Origin of the sequence: Romboutsia sp. 1001285H_161024_C4 (assembly GCF_015550185.1) — a bacterium.
GTDB classification, from domain to species: domain Bacteria; phylum Bacillota; class Clostridia; order Peptostreptococcales; family Peptostreptococcaceae; genus Romboutsia_C; species Romboutsia_C hominis.
In genome coordinates, this window is sequence record NZ_JADNAJ010000008.1 from 44236 (window position 1) to 66296 (window position 22061).

At 29.5% G+C, this 22061-nt stretch carries 20 protein-coding genes and 1 riboswitch; of the genes, 17 read left to right on the plus strand and 3 right to left on the minus strand.

Translation table 11 applies throughout. The features are described 5' to 3' along the window. The first annotated feature begins 14 nt into the window (after positions 1–14). Positions 15–1640, plus strand: a complete 1626-nt coding sequence (groL, locus tag I1959_RS12395) for a chaperonin GroEL (RefSeq protein ID WP_195238489.1) — start codon at positions 15–17, stop codon at positions 1638–1640. A gap of 102 nt (positions 1641–1742) precedes the next feature. Here the strand turns inward: groL and I1959_RS12400 are convergent, their stop codons facing one another. Further along, positions 1743–2279, minus strand: a complete 537-nt coding sequence (locus I1959_RS12400; protein WP_195238491.1) for a hypothetical protein — start codon at positions 2277–2279, stop codon at positions 1743–1745. Positions 2280–2724: 445 nt separating this feature from the next. Between I1959_RS12400 and larB the strand changes: the two genes are divergently transcribed. The 7 genes from larB to I1959_RS12435 all read left to right on the plus strand — a co-directional run bounded on the left by larB (position 2725) and on the right by I1959_RS12435 (position 10643). Continuing rightward, positions 2725–3468: a nickel pincer cofactor biosynthesis protein LarB gene (gene larB / locus I1959_RS12405; protein ID WP_166506087.1), complete on the plus strand. Its 744-nt coding sequence runs from the start codon at positions 2725–2727 to the stop codon at positions 3466–3468. Between the two features lie 30 nt (positions 3469–3498). Beyond that, entirely contained in the window at positions 3499–4233 is a 735-nt protein-coding gene (locus I1959_RS15670; RefSeq protein ID WP_195238493.1) for a LarC family nickel insertion protein, read from the plus strand. A gap of 29 nt (positions 4234–4262) precedes the next feature. Further along, positions 4263–4682: a nickel insertion protein gene (gene larC, locus I1959_RS15675; protein WP_195238495.1), complete on the plus strand. Its 420-nt coding sequence runs from the start codon at positions 4263–4265 to the stop codon at positions 4680–4682. A gap of 47 nt (positions 4683–4729) precedes the next feature. After that, a riboswitch (purine riboswitch) is annotated at positions 4730–4831 on the plus strand. Between the two features lie 214 nt (positions 4832–5045). Next, the gene (gene guaB / locus I1959_RS12420) at positions 5046–6509 is read left to right on the plus strand and encodes an IMP dehydrogenase (protein WP_092922022.1); all 1464 of its coding nucleotides are present in this window, start codon (positions 5046–5048) and stop codon (positions 6507–6509) included. A gap of 1 nt (position 6510) precedes the next feature. After that, entirely contained in the window at positions 6511–8043 is a 1533-nt protein-coding gene (gene guaA / locus I1959_RS12425) for a glutamine-hydrolyzing GMP synthase (RefSeq protein ID WP_092922026.1), read from the plus strand. 159 nt (positions 8044–8202) lie between these two features. Next, complete coding sequence (locus I1959_RS12430; RefSeq protein WP_092922028.1) at positions 8203–9540, plus strand: NCS2 family permease; 1338 nt, start codon at positions 8203–8205, stop codon at positions 9538–9540. 80 nt (positions 9541–9620) lie between these two features. Then, positions 9621–10643 carry a BMP family lipoprotein gene (locus tag I1959_RS12435; protein ID WP_092922031.1) on the plus strand — a complete coding sequence of 341 codons (1023 nt, stop codon included), beginning with the start codon at positions 9621–9623 and terminating at the stop codon, positions 10641–10643. Positions 10644–10669: 26 nt separating this feature from the next. On the opposite strand, the gene I1959_RS12440 is transcribed toward I1959_RS12435, so the two are convergent. Next, positions 10670–11536 carry a potassium channel family protein gene (locus I1959_RS12440; RefSeq protein ID WP_195238497.1) on the minus strand — a complete coding sequence of 289 codons (867 nt, stop codon included), beginning with the start codon at positions 11534–11536 and terminating at the stop codon, positions 10670–10672. Positions 11537–11872: 336 nt separating this feature from the next. On the opposite strand from I1959_RS12440, the gene I1959_RS12445 reads away from it, so the two are divergent. Together I1959_RS12445 and I1959_RS12450 are read left to right on the plus strand one after the other, a co-directional pair. Next, complete coding sequence (locus I1959_RS12445) at positions 11873–13201, plus strand: NCS2 family permease (RefSeq protein WP_271893805.1); 1329 nt, start codon at positions 11873–11875, stop codon at positions 13199–13201. A 199-nt stretch (positions 13202–13400) separates the two neighbouring features. Next, positions 13401–13745: a hypothetical protein gene (locus tag I1959_RS12450; RefSeq protein WP_195238499.1), complete on the plus strand. Its 345-nt coding sequence runs from the start codon at positions 13401–13403 to the stop codon at positions 13743–13745. 42 nt (positions 13746–13787) lie between these two features. Here the strand turns inward: I1959_RS12450 and I1959_RS12455 are convergent, their stop codons facing one another. Then, positions 13788–14441 carry a biliverdin-producing heme oxygenase gene (locus tag I1959_RS12455; RefSeq protein WP_240275501.1) on the minus strand — a complete coding sequence of 218 codons (654 nt, stop codon included), beginning with the start codon at positions 14439–14441 and terminating at the stop codon, positions 13788–13790. 354 nt (positions 14442–14795) lie between these two features. Here I1959_RS12455 and purE point away from each other — a divergent pair, with 354 nt between their 5' ends. The 7 genes from purE to purD are packed head-to-tail and all read left to right on the plus strand — an operon-like array spanning position 14796 to position 21810. Further along, on the plus strand, positions 14796–15275 hold the full coding sequence (purE, locus tag I1959_RS12460) for a 5-(carboxyamino)imidazole ribonucleotide mutase (RefSeq protein ID WP_092922043.1): 480 nt from the start codon (positions 14796–14798) through the stop codon (positions 15273–15275). Between the two features lie 2 nt (positions 15276–15277). After that, the gene (gene purC / locus I1959_RS12465; protein WP_176579624.1) at positions 15278–15973 is read left to right on the plus strand and encodes a phosphoribosylaminoimidazolesuccinocarboxamide synthase; all 696 of its coding nucleotides are present in this window, start codon (positions 15278–15280) and stop codon (positions 15971–15973) included. A gap of 11 nt (positions 15974–15984) precedes the next feature. Continuing rightward, positions 15985–17352, plus strand: coding sequence for an amidophosphoribosyltransferase (gene purF, locus I1959_RS12470; RefSeq protein ID WP_195238502.1), 1368 nt, complete (start codon positions 15985–15987; stop codon positions 17350–17352). Beyond that, positions 17346–18416: a phosphoribosylformylglycinamidine cyclo-ligase gene (gene purM, locus I1959_RS12475; RefSeq protein ID WP_166506079.1), complete on the plus strand. Its 1071-nt coding sequence runs from the start codon at positions 17346–17348 to the stop codon at positions 18414–18416. Before purF ends, purM begins: the two co-directional genes overlap by 7 nt. Beyond that, positions 18410–19003, plus strand: a complete 594-nt coding sequence (purN, locus tag I1959_RS12480; RefSeq protein ID WP_166506078.1) for a phosphoribosylglycinamide formyltransferase — start codon at positions 18410–18412, stop codon at positions 19001–19003. The genes purM and purN overlap by 7 nt, the downstream gene beginning before the upstream one ends. After that, a complete protein-coding gene (gene purH, locus I1959_RS12485) occupies positions 18996–20528 on the plus strand; it encodes a bifunctional phosphoribosylaminoimidazolecarboxamide formyltransferase/IMP cyclohydrolase (protein ID WP_195238504.1) in 1533 nt (510 codons plus the stop codon). Before purN ends, purH begins: the two co-directional genes overlap by 8 nt. Positions 20529–20538: 10 nt before the next feature. Further along, positions 20539–21810, plus strand: a complete 1272-nt coding sequence (gene purD, locus I1959_RS12490; RefSeq protein WP_195238506.1) for a phosphoribosylamine--glycine ligase — start codon at positions 20539–20541, stop codon at positions 21808–21810. Positions 21811–22061 lie beyond the last annotated feature (251 nt).

Here is a 22061-nt window from a genome sequence, read left to right on the forward strand (position 1 = left end):
AGGAGGGGATAGAAATGGCTAAAGAAATAAAATTCGCACAAGATTCAAGAAAAGCTTTAGAAAATGGTGTTAACAAATTAGCAGATACAGTTAAGGTTACATTAGGACCTAAAGGAAGAAATGTTATATTAGATAAGAAATTTGGTGCACCTCTTATAACTAATGATGGTGTTACAATAGCTAAGGAAATAGAGTTAGAAGATAGATTTGAAAATATGGGAGCTCAATTAGTTAAAGAAGTTGCCACTAAGACTAATGATGTAGCTGGAGATGGTACTACAACTGCAACAGTACTTGCTCAAGCTATAATAAGAGAAGGGCTAAAAAACGTAACTGCTGGAGCTAACCCAGTATTATTAAGAAAAGGTATACAAAAAGCTGTTGAAGTAGCAGTTGAAGAATTAAAGAAACAATCAAGAACTATAGAAACTAAAGAATCTATATCTCAAGTTGCTTCTATATCTGCTGGAGACGAAGAAGTTGGTAAGTTAATAGCAGAAGCTATGGAAATAGTAGGAAAAGATGGAGTTATAACAGTTGAAGAATCTAAAACTATGCATACAGAATTAGATGCTGTTGAAGGTATGCAATTTGATAGAGGATTTGTATCTGCTTACATGGTAACAGATGTAGATAAGATGGAAGCTGTATTAAATGATCCATATATATTAATAACAGATAGAAAAATATCTAATATACAAGACATATTACCAGTTCTTGAGCAAATAGTTCAACAAGGTAAGAAGTTATTAATAATAGCTGAAGATGTAGATGGAGAAGCATTATCTACATTAGTAGTTAATAAATTAAGAGGAACATTTGAAGTTGTTGCTGTTAAAGCTCCAGGATTTGGAGATAGAAGAAAAGCAATGCTTGAAGATATAGCTATACTTACAGGAGGAACTGTTATATCTGACGAATTAGGATATGACTTAAAAGAAGCTGACTTAACTATGTTAGGTAGAGCTGGTTCTGTAAAAGTTACTAAAGAAAGTACTACAATAGTAGATGGATTTGGTGATAAGGTAGCTATAGAAAACAGAGTTAATCAAATAAAACATCAAGTAGAAGAAACTACTTCTGAATTTGATACAGAAAAGTTAATGGAAAGATTAGCTAAACTTGCTGGTGGAGTAGCTGTAATAAAGGTTGGAGCTGCTACAGAAGTTGAAATGAAAGAAAGAAAATTAAGAATAGAAGATGCACTTAACGCTACAAGAGCGGCTGTAGAAGAAGGTATAGTTGCTGGTGGTGGTACTGCATTGGTAAGTGTTATACCAGTTGTAGATAAATTAATAGAGACACTAGAAGGTGAAGTACAATTAGGTGCTAAAATAATAAGAAAATCATTAGAAGAGCCATTAAGACAAATAGCTATAAATGCAGGTCTTGAAGGTGCTGTAATAATACAAAAAGTAATAAATGAAGATGCTGAAGTCGGATTTGATGCTTTAAATGAAAGATATGTAAATATGATAGAAACTGGTATAGTTGACCCAACTAAAGTTACTAGAAGTGCATTACAAAATGCTTCTTCTATAGCTGGAGTATTTTTAACTACTGAGGCTGCTGTTGCAGACCTTCCAGAAAATGATGCTCCAATGCCAGGAATGGGTGGAGCAATGCCGGGAATGATGTAAATATAATTTACAAAAATATGAAAAGCTACCTCAATATTGAGGTAGCTTTTTGCTAATTAAATTTTTATTGCAAATGAACTATATGTGTAAAGTGTATGTATGCTAGATTTTTAGATTTATATATTTATCCTTTAAATTATCTTTATATAGATTTCTTAAATTATTTATAGTATCAGTATCTAGATTTGTTTTATTTATTAATGTAGCTTGATTAATATTAAAATAAGTAATAAAGTAATGATTAGACTCAAATACTTTATAAATCTGGTTATATTTAATCTTTATTTCACCTTCAAATACTGAATTATTAACTATTATAAAATCATTATAAAAATCTAATGTTTCTTGAGTATTAAATATCCCAGTAGCATCAGTTTTAATCCTTTTATTAATTCTTGATTCAATACGAATAAGTATCAGAGATACAAATATAAATGATAATAATATAAATATAATAAAGAAACTTTTTAAAGAGAAAGAGCCTTCACTATATATACAAAACATAGATATAGAAAAAAGCAATAAAATCATCTTGAAAATAGCAAATTTATCTTTGAAAAATGTTGATATGTACAGAAAATGCCTATAATCTTCTTTACTCAGGTTTGATTCTATTGTAAATAATTTAGATGTATTCATAAAAAACCTCATTTCTTTAGCTATATACAAGTACATTATATAATCAAATTCAATAGATTACAAATGAGTAAATAGTAAAGAGATTAATAATCAAATTAGCTTGAAATAGAAATGAGCACATATAAAAATGATAAATTAAATAATTTAAAATGAAGTAGGTTATGAATACAATCTTCATCATACATAAAATTAGGATTATGTATTACACAACAGTCTTTATTTAAGTCAGATTGATAACCGAGAAAGAAGAAAGTACTTTGATAATGGAAATAAATTTTGATTCTATAAATAAAATAATTGAATCCATTTAACATGGAAAGCTAAATATAATGGTTCTTATTTTTGGATGAAAAATAACAGCAAATGAACGAATTATAATTATGGAAAAATAATATATATACGGATATAATTTAAAGTATAAATTATAAAGTGAAAGGGGTAGTTTATGGACTTAAGGGAGTTATTAAGTGAGTTTAAAAATGATAATATAGACATAGAAGAAGCGTTAGATAAGTTAAAAAAGCTACCCTATGAAGATTTAGGGTATGCCAATATAGATCATCACAGGCAAATAAGAAATGGATACCCAGAAGTAATTTACTGTGAAGGTAAAAATGATGAGCAAATAATAGGTATTATAGAAAAGATGTATGAAAAAGGATCTAACATATTAGGTACTAGATGTAGATTAGAAACATATGAGAAAATCAAATCTATATATGATAATTGTGAATATGATAAAACATGCAAGATCCTAAAGATAAACAATCATCCTATAGAAAATAAGGGAAAAGGAAAAATATTAGTTGTTACAGGTGGAACTTCTGATATACCAGTAGCAGATGAAGTATATCATACTGCTAAGTTCTTAGGTAATGATGTTGGGAGAATATATGATGTAGGTGTGGCAGGAATACATAGACTGTTATATAGGACAGAAGAGTTACAGAGTGCAAGGGTAATAGTAGTAGTTGCTGGTATGGAAGGTGCTTTACCTAGTGTAGTAGGAGGACTTGTAGATGTACCAGTTATAGCAGTTCCAACTTCAGTTGGGTATGGTGCAAACTTTAATGGCTTATCAGCTCTTTTAACTATGTTAAATAGTTGTGCATCGGGAATATCAGTAGTAAATATAGACAATGGATTTGGTGCAGGATACTTGGCATCTATGATAAATAAATTAGATTAGAAACGGCAATTAACGTTAAGGAGTTGTATTATGGGAGAAAGAATACTTTATTTAGACTTGGTTAATGGTATTTCAGGAGATATGACCATATCAAGTTTGTTAGATTTAGGGGTGCCTAAAGAAATATTCTTAGAAGAAATTAATAAACTAAATATAAAAGAAGAATTTGAAATTAAGATTACACCTAAAAATGAAAGTGGAATACTTGGAACGAATGTAGATGTTATAACTAAAGAAAATAATCCACATAGGCATTTAGTAGATATATTTGAAATTATAGATTCTAGTTACTTAAGTGATAAGGTAAAAGAAATGGCTAAGAAAGTATTTCTTGTAATAGGTGAAGCTGAGGCTAAAGTACATGGAACGACTATAGATAAAATACACTTTCATGAAGTGGGAGCAATAGATTCTATAGTTGATATAGTAGGTTCATGTATTTTAATAGATCTACTTTGTATAGATAAGATATATGCAAGTACTGTTCTTCTTGGGTCAGGATTTGTAAAATGCGACCATGGTGTTATGCCAGTACCAGCACCAGCAACATTAGAAATATTAAAAGGTGTACCAGTTAAGTTAAATAATGTGAAGGGTGAATGCACAACTCCAACAGGAGCAGGTATAATAAAGGCATTATGTAATGATTTTGTAGATGATATAGAGTTTGAAGTGAATAAAGTAGGGTATGGAATAGGATATAAGAAGTTTGAAGTACCAAATATGCTAAGAAGTATTTTAGGTATAAAAAAAAACAGGAAATAGTATATGAAATAACTACTAATATTGACGACATGTCATCAGAGGTATATTCGCACTTATACAATAAAATATTACAAGAAGGAGCTCTAGATATATATACTGAGAGTATATATATGAAGAAGAATAGACCAGCAGTAAAATTATCGGTTATATGTAAAGAAGATGATTTAGAAAAAATAACCGAACATTTACTAAAAGAAACATCTACTTTTGGAGTGAGATATTCTAAGTATAATAGAGTGACATTAAAAAGGGAATTTCGAAAAATCGAAACTATTTATGGTAAAGTATCTGTAAAGCTTGGGTACTACAAAGGAAATTTAATAAAAGTAACACCTGAGTATGAAGATTGCATAAAAATAGCAGATAATTACGGGATATCGTTTACAAAAATTCTTCTAGAAATAAACAATATTATATATAAAGAATTTAATATAAAGATATTGACATAAATAATAAATTTTGATAAATTAGGATTTAACCTAAAGAAATTATTTATAAATGAATACATACCATCACTCGTATATACTCAGAAATATGGTCTGAGAGTTTCTACCGAGATACCGTAAATATCTTGACTATGAGTGAAATTATTATCACAGAATATCATATAAAGTAAACTTGTAGGCTGATTAAAATCCTTACAGGTTGGCTAGAACAGATATTTTGGAAACCTGTATAGTAATTTCACTTTTATGAGAAGTAAGATGAAGTTATTATGCAGGTTTTTTTGTATACATTTATAACACGAATAAATGATTAAAAAAATGGAAATAAAATTCGTATAAATAAAAAATAAAGGGAGGAGAACTACCATGGCAACTATACTAAAAGAAGGCTTAACTTTTGATGATGTTTTATTAGTTCCTCAAAAATCTGAGGTATTACCTAAAGATGTTAAATTAGAGACTTATTTAACTAAAGAAATAAAATTAAATATTCCTCTAATGAGTGCAGGAATGGATACTGTTACTGAATCTAAAATGGCTATATCTATGGCTAGACAAGGTGGAATAGGAATAATACACAAAAATATGTCAATAGAAGAACAAGCATTAGAGGTTGATAAAGTAAAGAGAAGTGAAAGTGGTGTAATAGTAGATCCTTTCTACTTATCAAAAGACCATTGTATACAAGATGCAGATGATATAATGGCTAGATATAAAATTTCTGGGGTACCTATAGTAGATGAAAATAATAAGCTAATAGGAATAATAACTAACAGAGATATAAAATTTGAAGATGATATGACTAAGAGTATAGAGGAAGCTATGACTAAAGAAAACTTAGTAACGGCTAAGGAAGGAATCGATTTAGTTGAAGCTCAACAAATACTTAAAAAGCATAAAATAGAAAAGCTACCTATAGTAGACGAAGAAGGTCGTTTAAAAGGATTAATAACTATAAAAGATATAGAAAAGAAAATACAATACCCAAATTCTGCTAAGGATGCTCATGGAAGACTTTTATGTGGTGCAGCTGTCGGAATAAGCGCAGACTTATTAGATAGAGTAGATGCATTAGTTAAGGCTAATGTAGATGTTATAGTATTAGATAGTGCACATGGACATTCAAAGGGAGTTATGGATGCAGTTAAAAAAGTAAAAAATGCTCATCCACAGCTTCAAGTTATAGCAGGAAATGTAGCAACACCAGAAGCAACAGAAGATTTAATAAAAGCTGGAGCAGACTGTGTAAAGGTTGGTATAGGACCAGGGTCAATATGTACTACAAGAGTAGTAGCAGGTATAGGGGTACCACAATTAACAGCTGTAATAGATTGTGCAGAAGTTGGTAAAAAATATGGAGTGCCTGTAATAGCAGATGGAGGAATTAAATTCTCAGGAGATATAGTTAAAGCATTAGCAGGTGGAGCAGCAGTATGTATGATGGGATCAATGTTTGCTGGAACTGAAGAAAGTCCAGGAGAAACAGTTCTTTATAGAGGTAGATCATACAAAACTTATAGAGGAATGGGCTCTATAGGGGCAATGGAAAGAGGATCAAAGGATAGATATTTCCAAAATGATGCTAAGAAATTAGTTCCAGAAGGTGTTGAAGGAATGGTTCCTTACAAAGGCAAAGCAGAAGATATAATATTCCAAATGATAGGTGGAATAAGAGCTGGTATGGGATACTGTGGAGCACCTACATTAAAAGATTTAGCAGATAATGCTCAATTTGTTAAGATAACAGCAGCATCTTTAAAAGAAAGTCATCCACATGATATAACAATAAGCAAAGAAGCACCAAACTATAGTATGCAAGGGGAGATATAATATGAAGCATGAATTAGTACTTGTTGTTGACTTCGGAGGTCAATACAATCAATTAATAGCAAGAAGAGTAAGAGAAAATAACGTATATTGTGAAATAATACCATATACGACTCCTATAGAGAAAATAAAAGAAAAAAATCCAAAGGGTATAATATTTACAGGAGGACCTAATAGTGCATATTTAGAAGATTCTCCTAAGATAGCTAAGGAAATATTTGAAATAGGTGTACCAATACTTGGAATATGCTATGGTATACAAGTAATGGCTCACATATTAGGTGGTAATGTAAGAAAAGGAAATACTAGTGAAAAAGAGTATGGAAAAACATCAATAACTTATGAAAAGTCAGCTATATTTGAAGGTATAACTACAAGTACAGTATGGATGAGTCATACAGACTTAATAGATGTTTTACCAGAAGGGTTCAAGTCAATAGCTTACACTGCTGATTGTCCAGTAGCAGCTATGGAAAATGCTGAACTGAACTTATATGGAGTGCAATTCCATCCAGAAGTTGAACATTGTTTAGAAGGAGATATGGTTCTTAAAAACTTCTTATACAATGTATGTAAGGTAAGTGGAGATTGGACAACAGATTCTTTCATATCAGATAAAATAAAAGAATTAAAGGAAACAATTGGAGATAAAAAAGTTTTATGTGCATTAAGTGGTGGAGTTGACTCATCAGTTGCTGCAGTACTTGTTCATAGAGCTATAGGAGATAACTTAACTTGTGTATTCGTTGACCATGGTTTACTTAGAAAAAATGAAGGTGACGATGTAGAAAGAATATTCAGAGATAAGTTTGACATGAACTTAATAAGAGTAAATTGTGAAGATAGATTCTTAGGAAAATTAAAAGGGATAACTGAACCAGAAGCTAAGAGAAAAATAATAGGTGAAGAATTCATAAGAGTATTCGAAGAAGAATCTTCAAAGTTAGGAAAAATGGACTTCTTAGTACAAGGTACTATATATCCAGACGTAGTAGAAAGTGGACATGGAGAAGCTGCTACTATAAAATCTCACCACAATGTAGGTGGAATACCTGAAGATATAGAGTTCCAAATAGTAGAACCATTAAGAGAATTATTCAAAGATGAAGTTAGAAAAATAGGTTTAGAACTTGGAATAGATGAAGCTTTAATATTCAGACATCCATTCCCAGGACCAGGTCTTGGTATAAGAGTTATAGGAGAAGTTACTAAAGAAAGATGTGATATCTTAAGAGAAGCTGATGCTATATATATGGATGAATTAAAAAAGGCTGGATTATACAAAGAAATATGGCAAGCATTCGCTACTTTACCAGATGTTAAAACTGTTGGAGTTATGGGAGATGAAAGAACTTATGCTTACTTAGTAGGTTTAAGAGCTGTTACATCTTCTGATGGGATGACTTCTGATTGGTACAAAATGCCATATGATGTTTTAGAGAAAATATCAAATAGAATAGTAAATGAAGTTGATGGAGCAAATAGAGTTGTTTATGATATAACTTCTAAACCTCCAGGAACTATAGAATGGGAATAAGATTATAATATAATTACTTCATATACACTTTACACTATAAAAATAAAAGGCTATAAGCCTTTTATTTTTATAAAACTATCGACAAAATATTACATTATAAAATAAAAAATAATATAAAATTGAAAAGATTCTGAAATATTAATTATAGGAGGCGTATAAATGAAAAATACGGTAAAAAATAACCAAGGAAAAGTTAATGTTTTAGAAAAAATATTTAAGCTTAGCGAAAATAATTCAAATGTTAAAACAGAAGTATTAGCAGGAATTACTACATTTATGACAATTGCATATATATTAGTTGTAAATCCTACAATACTAGGACAAGCGGGTATGGACAAGGGAGCTGTTTTTACAGCCACGGCAATAGCATCGGCAATAGGATGCTTAATAATGGGATTACTTGCTAATTACCCAATAATATTAGCGCCAAGTATGGGTATAAATGCATTCTTTACTTATACAGTAGTTTTAGGTATGGGATATAGTTGGCAATTTGCTTTATGTGCAATGTTTATAGAAGGTATCATATTTGTTTTATTAACAATAACTAATGTCAGAGAAAAAATAATAGAGTGTATGCCAGATGTTTTAAAACATGCTATAACAGCTGGAATAGGTTTATTTATAACATTTATCGGATTTGTTAATGCAGGAATAATCCAACAAGGTGGAGCCATTATATCTCTTGGAAATGTAAAGTCTCCAACAGTTATACTTGCTATAGTTGGCTTAATAATTGCTGCAACATTATTAATAAGAAAAGTAAATGGAGCATTCTTAATATCCATAATAATAACATCAATAATAGGTATGATATTTGCAATAGTTCCTATGCCCCAAGGAGTTATAGATGTACCACCATCTATACAACCAGTATTTATGAAAGTTTTTGAAGTAGGAAAATCAGATATTTTTAGCTTAGATATGTTAGTGATAGTATTAACTCTTTTATTTGTAAATATGTTTGACTCTATAGGATTTTTATTAGGTATAGCTGATAGAGCAAATTTAATAGATGAAAATGGAAATATGCCAGGGGTAAAAAAAGCATTATTAGCTGAATCAGTTTCAACTACTATATCTTCAGTGTTAGGGACATCTACACTTGCTACTACAGTAGAAAGTGGTGCTGGCATAGCCGTAGGTGGTAGAACTGGATTAACTGCAATTGTCACAGCAATACTATTTTTTATATCATTATTCTTTGCACCTTTATTTACATCAATACCAGCTCAAGCTACAGCTCCAGTACTTATACTAGTTGGGTTTATGATGGCAAGTTCTATAATTAGAATAAACTTTGATGATTTAACAGATGCAATACCAGCATTTATAACATTTATAGTAATGCCTTTATCGTATAGTGTTGCAGATGGGATAATGTTTGGGATAATATCTTATACAGTATTAAAATTATTATCAGGAAAAAAAGATGAAGCAAAAACATCCTTAATAATATTATCAATAGTATTTATATTAAAATTTGCACTACTATAAAATCAATAAATTAAGAATATAAATTAAATATACTAAGCAATATATAGACATATATGAAAAAATACACTAGGAGGAAAAATATGAAATTCAAAAAAATAACAGCATTAAGTACAGCTATAATAGTAGCATCATTAAGTTTAGTTGGATGTGGTTCAGATTCAGCTAAGGGTGAAAAAGAAACTATAAAAGTAGGTATGGTAGCAGATGTTGGAGGAATAAATGATGAATCATTCAACCAATCAGCATATGAAGGTCTTAAGCAAGCTGAAAAAGAATTAGGTATAAAAGTAAAAGTTATAGAATCTAAACAAGCATCAGAATACATACAAAACATAGAAAGTGTCATAGATGAAGGTGTAGACTTAGTTATAGGTGTAGGAAACACTATGAAGGATGATATTAAGAAGGAAGCTGAAAGTTATCCAGATCAACAATTTGCAATAATCGATGAAACTTATGATGATATCCCAAAAAATGTAACACCAATACTATTTAAAGAAAATGAAGCAACATTCTTAGCAGGTCTTGTAGCAGGTAAGATGACTAAAACTAATAATGTAGGATTTTTAGGTGGTATGGAAAACCAAATAATATCAAGATTTGAAAATGGATTTAAGTACGGAGTAAAAACTGCAAATCCAAATGCTAATATAAATGTACAATATGCAGGTACATTTGGAGATGCAGCTAAAGGTAAATCAATAGCAAATCAAATGTATGGAAACAATACAGATATAATATTATCAGCAGCAGGAGCTACTGGATTAGGTGCTATAGAAGCAGCTAAAGAGAAAGATAAGTACGCTATAGGAGTAGATAGAGATCAAAGTAATTTAGCACCAAAAAATGTATTAACATCAGCTTTAAAGAAAGTTAATGTAGGTGTATATGATACAGTTAAAGAATTAGTAGAAGGTAAGTTAAAAGGTGGAGAAGAAAAAGTATACGGACTTAAGCAAGGTGGAGTTGGTATAGTAGAGAAAAAAGATGGATTAATCCCACAAGATGTATTAAACTATGTTAATGAAATGAAAGAAAAAGTTAAAAATGGAGAAATAAAAGTACCTGCAACTAAAGCAGAATACGAAAAAACTCAAGGATAAATCAAAAGCTAGAGCAAAATTATGCTCTAGCTTTTTTTCTTTAAAGAAGAAAGTACATTACACATAGTATTTATATCATCTTCACTTAAATCATCGAAGTTTTCCAACCTATTTACTATATCTAGTATAACCATGTCTTTATATTCATCTTTACTAAATCTAGCACCAATAACTACATCCTTTAGGCTATCTTGAAGGAGAGAATGATGTTTTTTATGTTTTTTATGATGATGTCTTATATTTTCCTTTTTAATAAAATATGTAGATAGCGTAGAAGTAAGCGAACCTATAAATCCTATACCAAATATCATAAGAATCGATGCTATTATTCTACCACAAAAAGTTTTAGGGCATATATATCCATATCCTACTGTTGTAACAGTAACTATACTCCACCAAAGAGAATCTCCAATATCCCAATTTTCAAAATAACTAATAGAAATAGAGCTTAGGAGTATTATTATAACGGCTATAAAAAGAGTATAACTAAAGTTATTGGTTCTTATTAAACGATAAAAATTGCTATTACTTCTTTTTATTATAGCTAATATTCTTAGCACCATGACTAACTTCAGTAAAAGTATATATTTTCCAACATGAAAATTACATAAGTTTGAGAAAAATATATATATTGTATGAAAAGGTATTATTGATACTAAATCTAATATATTATTTTTTATAAAAAGTTTCTTATTATCACTAGTAATAAATCTAGCTATATAATCTATAACAAATATTACCCATATGAAAAATTCTATATTTGAAAGAATTAACGAGGTTTTGGGGCTAATACTTATAGTTAATTGAATAATTAAAATACTAGCAATTAACAACGAAAGAAGTACCATAGTAACGTTGTAGAAAACTCGCTTTTTTCTTGTAATAACTAACAAAATAAAAACCTCCAATTTATATAAGTGATTTGAAATCAAACTATGATACTAATAATTCTAAGATATAAAAAATATAATGTCAAAATAAAGCCAATATATAAGAGTTAAAAATCTGATAGAAATAAGCGAAATATAGAACGTTTTAGAGTATATACTAGTAAAATATAATAAAAATTAACTAAAAATACGAACTTTAGAAATGAAAAATATAAAAAGGTTCAAAAAAACTATTGAAAAAATATGGACTATATAATATACTTACTAATGTAAGGTTAAGATAAAAACGAATTATTTATATAAGATATTATTATAAATTCGAAAATTGGGGAGGTACAAATGCAGTCAACTCAGACAATGAACAAAGGTGTTCTAGAAAAAGTATTTAAACTATCAGAACATAACACAAACGTAAAGACTGAAGTTATAGCAGGAATAACGACATTCATGACTATGGCATATATTTTAGTAGTAAACTCAAATATACTTGCAGATGCAGGTATGGATAAAGGTGCAGTATTTGCTGCAACAGCAATAGCAGCATTTATAGGAAGTTGTGCTATGGGATTATTAGCAAACTATCCAATAGGTTTAGCACCAGGTATGGGGCTTAATGCATTCTTTGCTTATACAGTAGTTTTAGGTATGGGATATAGTTGGCAGTTTGCTCTTTGTGCAGTATTAATAGAAGGAATTATATTTATATTACTTACAATAACTAATGTAAGAGAGAAAATAATAGATTGTATACCAACTGCTTTAAAACATGCAGTAACAGCAGGTATAGGATTATTTATAGCATTTATAGGATTATCGAATGCAGGAATAGTAGTTAACGGATCTACAATACTTGCACTAGGAAACTTAAAAGATCCATTAGTTTTATTAACTATATTTGGATTATTATTAACAGCAATACTAATAGCTAGAAATGTAAAGGGAGCATTCTTAGTGGCTATGCTTACTATATCTATTGTAGGAATGATAGGTGGATTAGTTCATCCTCCAGAAGGTGTAGTATCGGCTGCACCATCATTAAAGCCAGTATTTATGCAAGCTTTCTCAGTTCCAATGGAACAAATATTTAGCTTTGATATGATAGTAGTTGTATTTACATTCTTATTTGTTGATTTATTTGATACAGTAGGATGTTTAGTAGGGGTTGCCTCAAAGGGAGATATGTTAGATGAAAATGGTAAGTTACCAAAAGCTAAACAAGCATTATTTGCAGATGCAATAGCTACTACAGCAGGAGCATTACTTGGAACATCTACAGTAACAGCTTATGTAGAAAGTGCGGCAGGTATAGGTGAAGGTGGAAGAACTGGATTAACAGCAGTAACTACAGGAATATTATTTTTACTAGCACTATTCTTTGCACCAGTATTTACAGCGATACCAACTCAAGCTACAGCTCCAGTACTTATATTAGTTGGAGTTATGATGGCAAGTTCATTAACTAAGATAGATTTTTCAGATTTTACAAATGCTATACCAGCATTCTTAACATTTGCTATGATGCCTCTTGCATATAGTATAGCTGATGGAATAATATTTGGTATAATATCATTTGTAGTTTTAAAGATAGCGACAAAAAGAACAAATGAAATAAATTTATCATTGATAATATTATCAATATTATTTATATGTAAGTTTATATTCTTATAAAATAACAAAAAGCCACTCAGTGAGTGGCTTTTTTATGTTAAGAAAGTTAGAGGTTAAATTAAAAATTAAATCTATTAATGCTATATATTACAATTTATTACAAATTGAGTAAAGTATAGTTAGAAATATAAATAAATGTTAAACTAAATATAAAAATATCTATGGGGAAAAGTCATATATAAAGGAGGAAAGATTTACTATGTTTGGAATAATAGTAAATATATTTTTAATAATGATGGGGATATATACTATATATTCAACAAATAGAGTAAGAAAGAATGGGGTTATACCATCTTCTAATTTTACGTTTAGTTGCATAGAAAAAATGAAAGATAATGAGGAATATAAAAAATACTACATAAAACTTAATTACACTATAGGATTTCTACTAATAATAGAAGGGACTATATTCACTATAGATAAGTATTATAATCTACCAGAGATGTTAATTCCGATTTTATTATTTTCATGTTTGATTTATATGTTTACTATTATATGGAAAACATTTAGTTTTCTTCCTAGTTATAAGAATAAAAATAGATAAAAATATAGCCACTTTTATATATAAAAGTGGCTATATTTTTATTTAAAATCTTAGATATTCTAATTCATTAGATATACTTATATTGAAAACATAAGATAAGCAAACCTCATTTAAGAAATCTTTTTTATCTTCGTCAGCTAATTTTATTAAATTAAGTTTTTGATGGTACATCATGACAAATCCTTTTAAATCTTGTATTTGATCAAATACATAATAATTAAGTCCTTTATTATCAATATTGTATTTAGATTTAACTATTTCGAATATTGTTCTGCCACCAAATAAATCTGCTAAATATCTAGTATATGCATGAGCAACTAATAAATTAGGATTTATCTTAGATAACTCATTTAATCTATTAACAAAGACCTTAGTTGAATCACAAATTTCCATTGAGTTAAATTTATCTCCTAATAAGAACTTAGAATCTTTTAGTAAAGACTCAGCTCTAAAAACTTCGGGAGTTATAAACTCTTTTAAAACTTCATTATCTTCATGCTTTCTTAAATTATCTTCTATAGCTTTATATACAAAGTAAAGGTTGTAGATATACTCACCATATGTTTCAATAGTAGCATTACCATCTACTAATCTTTTTATGAACCCTGTATTCTCTGCCATATCATGTAATTTTTTTGTGTCACTTTGAATTGTTTTTAGGAAATTCATATCCATAAAATCATCTTCTTTCTTCATAATTTTAATTATCTACTAAATTTATACCTAATAAGTAATAAGCTAAACCAAAATTATAAAAATTTTTATAATATAGACCGAAAAATGTTTAAAAATCAACTAAGTCGTTAGATAAATAAAGTAGAGGGTCTAATGAAAGATAATTTCATATAAAACATAATTTAATTATACATTTATCGAACAATATATAATTAAATTATGTAAATGATAATTAAATATCGAATTTAATCAATAAAAAACAAAATAAATACTTGATTATATGTGAATATTAATATAAAATTTAAATATAAAGTTCGAATTATAGTACGAATTAAATATATCGTATTTATAATAAAAAAACGGAGGGAATTTAAAATGAAAGTAGCAGTAGTTATGGGTTCCAAATCAGATTATCCTAAATTAGAAGAAGGAATAAATTTATTAGAAAAGTATGATGTAGAAGTAGTAGTTAGAGCTTTATCAGCACACAGAACGCCAAAGCAACTTATGAGTTTCTTAGAAGAAATAGAAGACAATACAGACGTAATAATAGCAGCAGCAGGAAAGGCAGCACATCTACCAGGGGTAATAGCATCTCATACATTAATACCTGTAATAGGTTTACCAATAAAATCATCTACTATGGATGGTTTAGATTCACTTTTATCAATAGTTCAAATGCCTAAGGGAATACCAGTAGCAACTGTGACTATAGACCTAGGGCTCAATGCAGCTTTAATGGCACTTCAAATAATGAGTATAAAATATCCAAAATTAAAAGAAGATTTAAAATTATATAGAGAAGAAATGGAAGCTAAAGTATTAGAAGATGATAAAAATTTTAGGGGGAATTAATTATGTTATTATACGAGGGAAAAGCTAAACAAATATATTCTACAGAAAATGAAAATGAGTACATAGTTCATTACAAGGATGATGCAACTGCATTTAATGGGGAAAAGAAAGCTGAAATATCATCAAAAGGGATATTAAATAATAAAATATCAACAATAATATTTGAAATGTTACACAAAGAACAAATCAAAACACACTTCATAAAAAACTTATCAGAAAGAGAAATGTTAGTCAAAAAAGTAGAAATTTTACCACTAGAAGTTATAGTAAGAAATATAACAGCAGGATCATTTTGTAAGAGATTTGGAATAGAAGAAGGGATAGTTTTAGAAGAACCAATATTTGAGCTATGCTACAAAAATGATGAATATGGTGACCCAATGCTAAATGATGATCATGCAGTAGCAATGAAGTTAGCAACTAGAGAAGAAATAGATTTTATAAGAAAAGAAACTTTAAAAATAAATGAAGTTATGAAAGATTTCTTCTTAAAGATGAATTTAAAGCTAGTAGATTTTAAGTTAGAGTTTGGAAAAGATAGCGAAGGAAATATAATTTTAGCCGATGAAATATCTCCTGACACTTGCAGACTATGGGATGTAAACACTAATGAAAAATTAGATAAAGATAGATTTAGAAGAGATTTAGGAGACCTTGTACAAGGATATGAAGAAGTCCTTGCAAGAATGAGTAATTAGGGGGATATAATATGTGCGGAATAGTAGGTATATATTCAAATAAAGATATATCTAAAGAATTATATTATTCTTTGTACTCTATGCAGCATAGAGGTCAAGAAAGTTGTGGTATAGCAGTAGTTGGCAATGAAAAAATAAACTACAAAAAAGATATGGGATTAGTATCAGATGTGTTCAAGGAAAAAGACTTAGCAGAGTTAAAAGGAAATATGGGAATAGGACATGTAAGATATTCAACTGCTGGTGGAAGTTATATGGCAAACTGCCAGCCATTAGTTGGAAGTTGTAGAAAGAGAAAATTAGCCTTAGCTCATAATGGTAATTTGGTAAATGCAAATTATTTACGAGACATGTTAGAAGAAGATGGATATATGTTTCAAGCGAACTCTGATACGGAGGTAATTTTATACATACTTGCTAGATACTATAAAGGTGATATAGTAGAGAGTTTAAAAATAACAATGGATTATATAAAAGGTGCATATTCACTAGTAATAATGGGTGAAGATGAACTTGTAGCAGTTAGAGACCCTCATGGATTTAGACCATTAATATTAGGTAAGAAAGATGAAAAATTTATATTTGCATCTGAGGATTGTGCGATAGATATAATAGGTGGAGAAGTTATAAGAGATGTAGAGCCAGGAGAAATAATAGTTATAAAAAATGGTGAAATGAAATCTTATTTTTACTCTGAAAATTATAAAACAGTGAAAAGAAGTTGTATATTTGAACACATATACTTTGCTAGAAATGATGCAACTATAGATAATGTAAACGTATATAATTTTAGGATTAAATGTGGAGAAATATTAGCTAAGGATGATAAAGTTAAAGCTGATATAGTTGTCCCAGTTCCAGATTCAGGATGGGCAGGGGCAATAGGATATTCCAATGCTAGTGGGCTACCTGTGAGCGAAGGATTAGTTAAAAATAGATATGTGGGGAGAACATTTATAAAACCTACTCAAGAAGAACGAGAAATTGGAGTAAAGATAAAGCTTAATCCATTATCAAGTGTAGTCAAAGGAAAATCATTAATACTCGTAGATGACTCAGTAGTTAGGGGAACTACTTCAAAGGCAATAGTAAAATCTCTAAAAGATGCAGGAGCAAGTGAGATTCACCTTAGAATAACATCACCCCCAGTTAAGTATTCTTGTTACTATGGAATAGATACACCAAACCGTTCGAAATTAATAGCATCACAAAATGATGTAGAAGGAATTAAAGAATATATAGGATGTGATTCATTAGAATTCTTAGAAATTGAAGGAATGCTAGAGGCAACTGGACAAAAATCTAAATTCTGTAAAGCTTGTTTTGATGGAGATTATCCAGTTAAGAAAATAGATAGGGAGGAATTACTTTCATGTTAACATATAAGCAATCTGGAGTAGATATAGATGAGGGAAATAGAGCAGTAGATCTTATAAAAGGAAAGATAAAATCTACCTATGACAGCAATGTAATAGGAGATTTAGGAAACTTTAGTGGATTATATAGTTTAAAAGATTTTACAACTATGAAAGAACCAGTGTTGCTATCATCTACAGATGGAGTTGGAACAAAATTAAAGCTAGCCCAAATGTTAGATAAACATGATACGGTTGGAATAGATTTAGTTGCAATGTGTGTTAATGACTTAATATGTCAAGGGGCAAAGCCATTATTTTTCTTAGATTATATAGCTACTGGAAAATTAGTTGCAGAGAAAGTAGAACAGATAGTTTCGGGTATAGCAAAAGGATGTAAGATGGCAGGATCTGCACTTATAGGTGGAGAAACAGCTGAAATGCCAGGTATGTATTCTGATGATGAATATGATTTAGCAGGATTCTCAGTTGGAATAGCTGACAAAGAAAAAATAGTATCTGGTAAAAATGTTAAAAATGGAGATGTGCTTATAGGGATATCATCAAGTGGAGTTCATAGCAATGGATATTCTTTTATAAGAAAGATTTTTTTAGATACATATAATTATAAATTAGAACAGTACATAGAAGAATTAGGGATGACTTTAGGAGAGTCACTTTTAACTCCTACTAAAATATATGTAAAGTTAGTTTTAGATTTAATAAATAAATTTGAAATAAAATCTATAGCTCATATAACAGGTGGAGGAGTTATAGAGAATATACCTAGAGTTATACCAAAAGATTTAGGTATAGATATTAAGAAGGATTCATGGGAAAAACCTCCTATATTCAAAATGATAGAAGGATTTAATTCTATAGAAGAAAGAGAACTTCATAAGAGTTTTAATATGGGAATTGGATTAGTGCTAGTTGTAGATAGTGAAAGAGCAAAAGAAGTTGTAAATTATATAAATACTAAAGATCAAGAAATAAATATAGATGAAAAATATAAGGGACTGATGAAAGATAAAGCATATATAATAGGAAACGTTGTAGACACTCATGAAGGAGTAAGTCTATGTTAAACATAGGAGTATTAGTATCTGGTGGAGGGACTAATTTACAATCAATCATTGATGGAACTAAATTTGGAAACATCAAAGGTAATGTTAATGTTGTGATATCAAATAAAGAGAATGCCTATGCTCTACAAAGAGCAAAGCATAATGATATAGATGCTATATATGAAACTAATGAAGATAAGATTATAGAAATATTAAAAAAGTATAAAGTTGACTTAGTAGTTCTAGCAGGATACTTAAAGATAATAAGTCCTAAGTTTGTATCAGAATTTAAAGATAAGATTATAAATATACATCCATCATTAATACCATCATTTTGTGGTGGAGGCTATTATGGAGAAAAGGTGCATCAAGCTGTCATAGATTATGGAGTTAAATTTACAGGCGCAACAGTTCATTTTGTAGATGAGGTTGCGGATAATGGGCCAATAATAATGCAAAAAACAGTTGAAGTTAAGCAAGATGATGATGCTAAAACATTATCTAAAAGAGTATTAGAAGTTGAGCATAAAATATTAAATGAAAGTATAAGGTTGTTCTGCGAAAATAAATTAAGTATTCAGGGTAGGAGAGTGTTTATAAATGAGTAAAAGAGCATTAATAAGTGTGACAGATAAGAGTGGAGTAGTAGAATTTGCTAGAGAGCTAAATAGTCTAGGATATGAAGTTATATCTACAGGTAATACATTTAAAACACTAGTAGTAAATGGAGTAAATTCTATAACTATAGAAGATGTAACAAAATTTCCTGAAATGTTAGACGGAAGAGTTAAAACATTAAATCCATATATACATGGAGGGATACTTTATAAGAGAGATGAAAAATCACATATAGATACAGTAAACGAGTACAATATAGGATCGATAGATTTAGTAGCAGTCAATTTATATGACTTTGAAGGAACATTAAAAGCAGGAAAAAATCATGAACAGATGATAGAGAACATAGATATTGGTGGACCATCTATGATACGTTCAGCAGCTAAAAACTATAAAGATGTAACAATCGTAGTAGATGTAGATGATTACGATATGATAATAGAAAAACTAAAAAATAATGATTTAACTTTAGAAGATAGAAAAAGATTAGCATACAAGGCTTTCTCTACAACGGCTAGATATGATGCACTTATATCAACTTACTTTGCAGAGCAAGTAGGAGATACTTATTCTGAAATATTAAACTTAACATTCCAAAAAGAAGAAACTTTAAGATATGGCGAAAATCCACATCAAAATGGTATTTTATATACTCAACCAAATGCTAAAAATTCAATATTAAATTATGAACAATTAAATGGAAAAGAGCTTTCATTTAACAATATAAATGATTTACATGGATGTTTGGAGGTAATGAGGGAGTTTAAAGATAGTAAAGAAGTTGTTAGTGTAGCTATTAAACATACCAACCCATGTGGAGTAGGAATAGGAAAAGATAGTTTAGAAGCTTATAAAAAATGCTATGAAGCTGATAAAGTATCTATATTTGGTGGAATAGTAGGAATAACTTCTACTGTTGATGCTAAAACTGCAAGGATGATGAATGATATATTTTTAGAAATAGTAGTAGCTTATGATTATACAGACGAAGCATTAGATATATTAAAAGAAAAGAAAAATCTTAGAATTTTAAAGTTAGCTAAAATAGAAAAGAGTTTACAACCATATGATATGAAATACCTTGATGGAAAATTACTAATACAAGATAGAAACAACACTTTAGCACAAAAATGTGAAGTGGTGACAGATGTTAAGCCAAGTGAAAGTCAATTAATAGATATGGAATTTGGTATGAGAGTAGTTAAAAATATGAAGTCAAATGCAATAGCTATAGTTAAAGATGGTCAGACTTTAGCTCTAGGATGTGGTCAAACTTCAAGAATATGGGCATTAAAAAATGCTTTAGAAAATAATAAAGATAAAGATTTCAAAGGAGCAGTCCTTGCATCAGATGCATTCTTCCCATTTAGTGACTGTGTAGAATTAGCACATGAATATGGAATAGATGCAATAGTTCAACCAGGAGGTTCTATGAAAGATCAAGAATCTATAGATGCTTGTAATAAAAATCAAATGACTATGGTGTTTACGGGGATAAGACATTTCAAACACTAGGGGGTAGGCTATGAAGATATTAATTATAGGTGGTGGCGGTAGAGAACACGCTATAGCTTGGAAATTAAGTAAAGAAAAAGGTATAGAAAAAATATACTGCGCTCCAGGAAATGCAGGGATTTCAGATGTGGCAAGGTGTCTAGATATAAACGATAGTGATATAGATAAACTTTTAGCATTTGCTAAAGAAAATAAAATAGATTTAACAATTGTAGGACCAGAAGTCCCCCTTGTAAAAGGAATTGTAGATGAATTTGAAAAGTGTGGACTTAGAATATTTGGACCTAATAAAGAATGTGCTAGGCTTGAAGGAAGTAAAGCTTTTTCTAAAGACTTTATGGTAAGACATAATATACCTACTGCAAAGTATAAAGAGTATATAAATATAGAAGATGCTATAAATGAGATAGACACTTTTGGATATCCAGTAGTAATAAAGGCTGATGGATTAGCTGCTGGAAAAGGTGTTGTTATACCACAGAATAGAGAAGAAGCAATACAGACTTTGCATGAAATGATGAGTGATAAAAAGTTTGGAGAAGCTGGAAATAAAATAGTTGTGGAAGAGTTTCTAAGAGGAATAGAAACATCAATATTAGCTTTTGTAGATAATAATACTATAGTTCCTATGGTAAGTGCAAAAGATCACAAAAAAGTATATAACAATGAAGAAGGCCCTAATACTGGTGGAATGGGAACCTTCTCTCCAAGTGAAATATATACAGATAAAGTAGCTAAGGAAATAGAAAAGGAAGTATTGTTAAAAACCTTAGAAGGATTCAAAAAAGATGGATTAGATTACAAAGGTATATTATTTATAGGTCTTATGATAACTGAAGAAGGGGCAAAAGTTCTTGAGTATAATGTAAGGTTTGGAGATCCAGAAACTCAGTCAGTATTATTTAGACTAGAAACAGATTTAAATAAGATAATGAAAGCTATATTAGATAATAAGCTAAATGAAATAAACATAAATTATAAAAAAGAAGAGGCTGTTTGTGTTATGCTTACATCTGGCGGATACCCAGAAAGCTATGAAAAAGGAAAAGCTATAGAAGGTCTTAATGAATTAGATGATGATATAGTAGTGTTTCATAGCGGGACTAAGTTCACAGATGGAAAGTTAGTAACCAACGGTGGTAGAGTGTTAGGCATAACCTCTAGTGCACCTACTGTAGAAGAGGCAGCAAAAAAAGTTTATGAAAATATTAAAAGGGTAAATTTTGAAGGAATGCACTATAGAAAAGATATAGGAATAATACTGTGCGAAGAATTAAGTTAAAGATATTTTTAAATCATAATAAGATAACTTCTAGTATGTTATATGTGTTAAGTATAACATACTAGAAGTTATTAGATATAATTTAAAAAATCTACAATTATATATTCATATACTTTAGATATTTTAATTAGAGGTTTTATATTTGAATACATGGTAGCTTTAAAAACTAATTCGTTGACAGGTTACTTAAATTTTAAGAACAAATAAGATTTAAATAATGTATTAATGAATTACTCAATGTAGCAAAAATC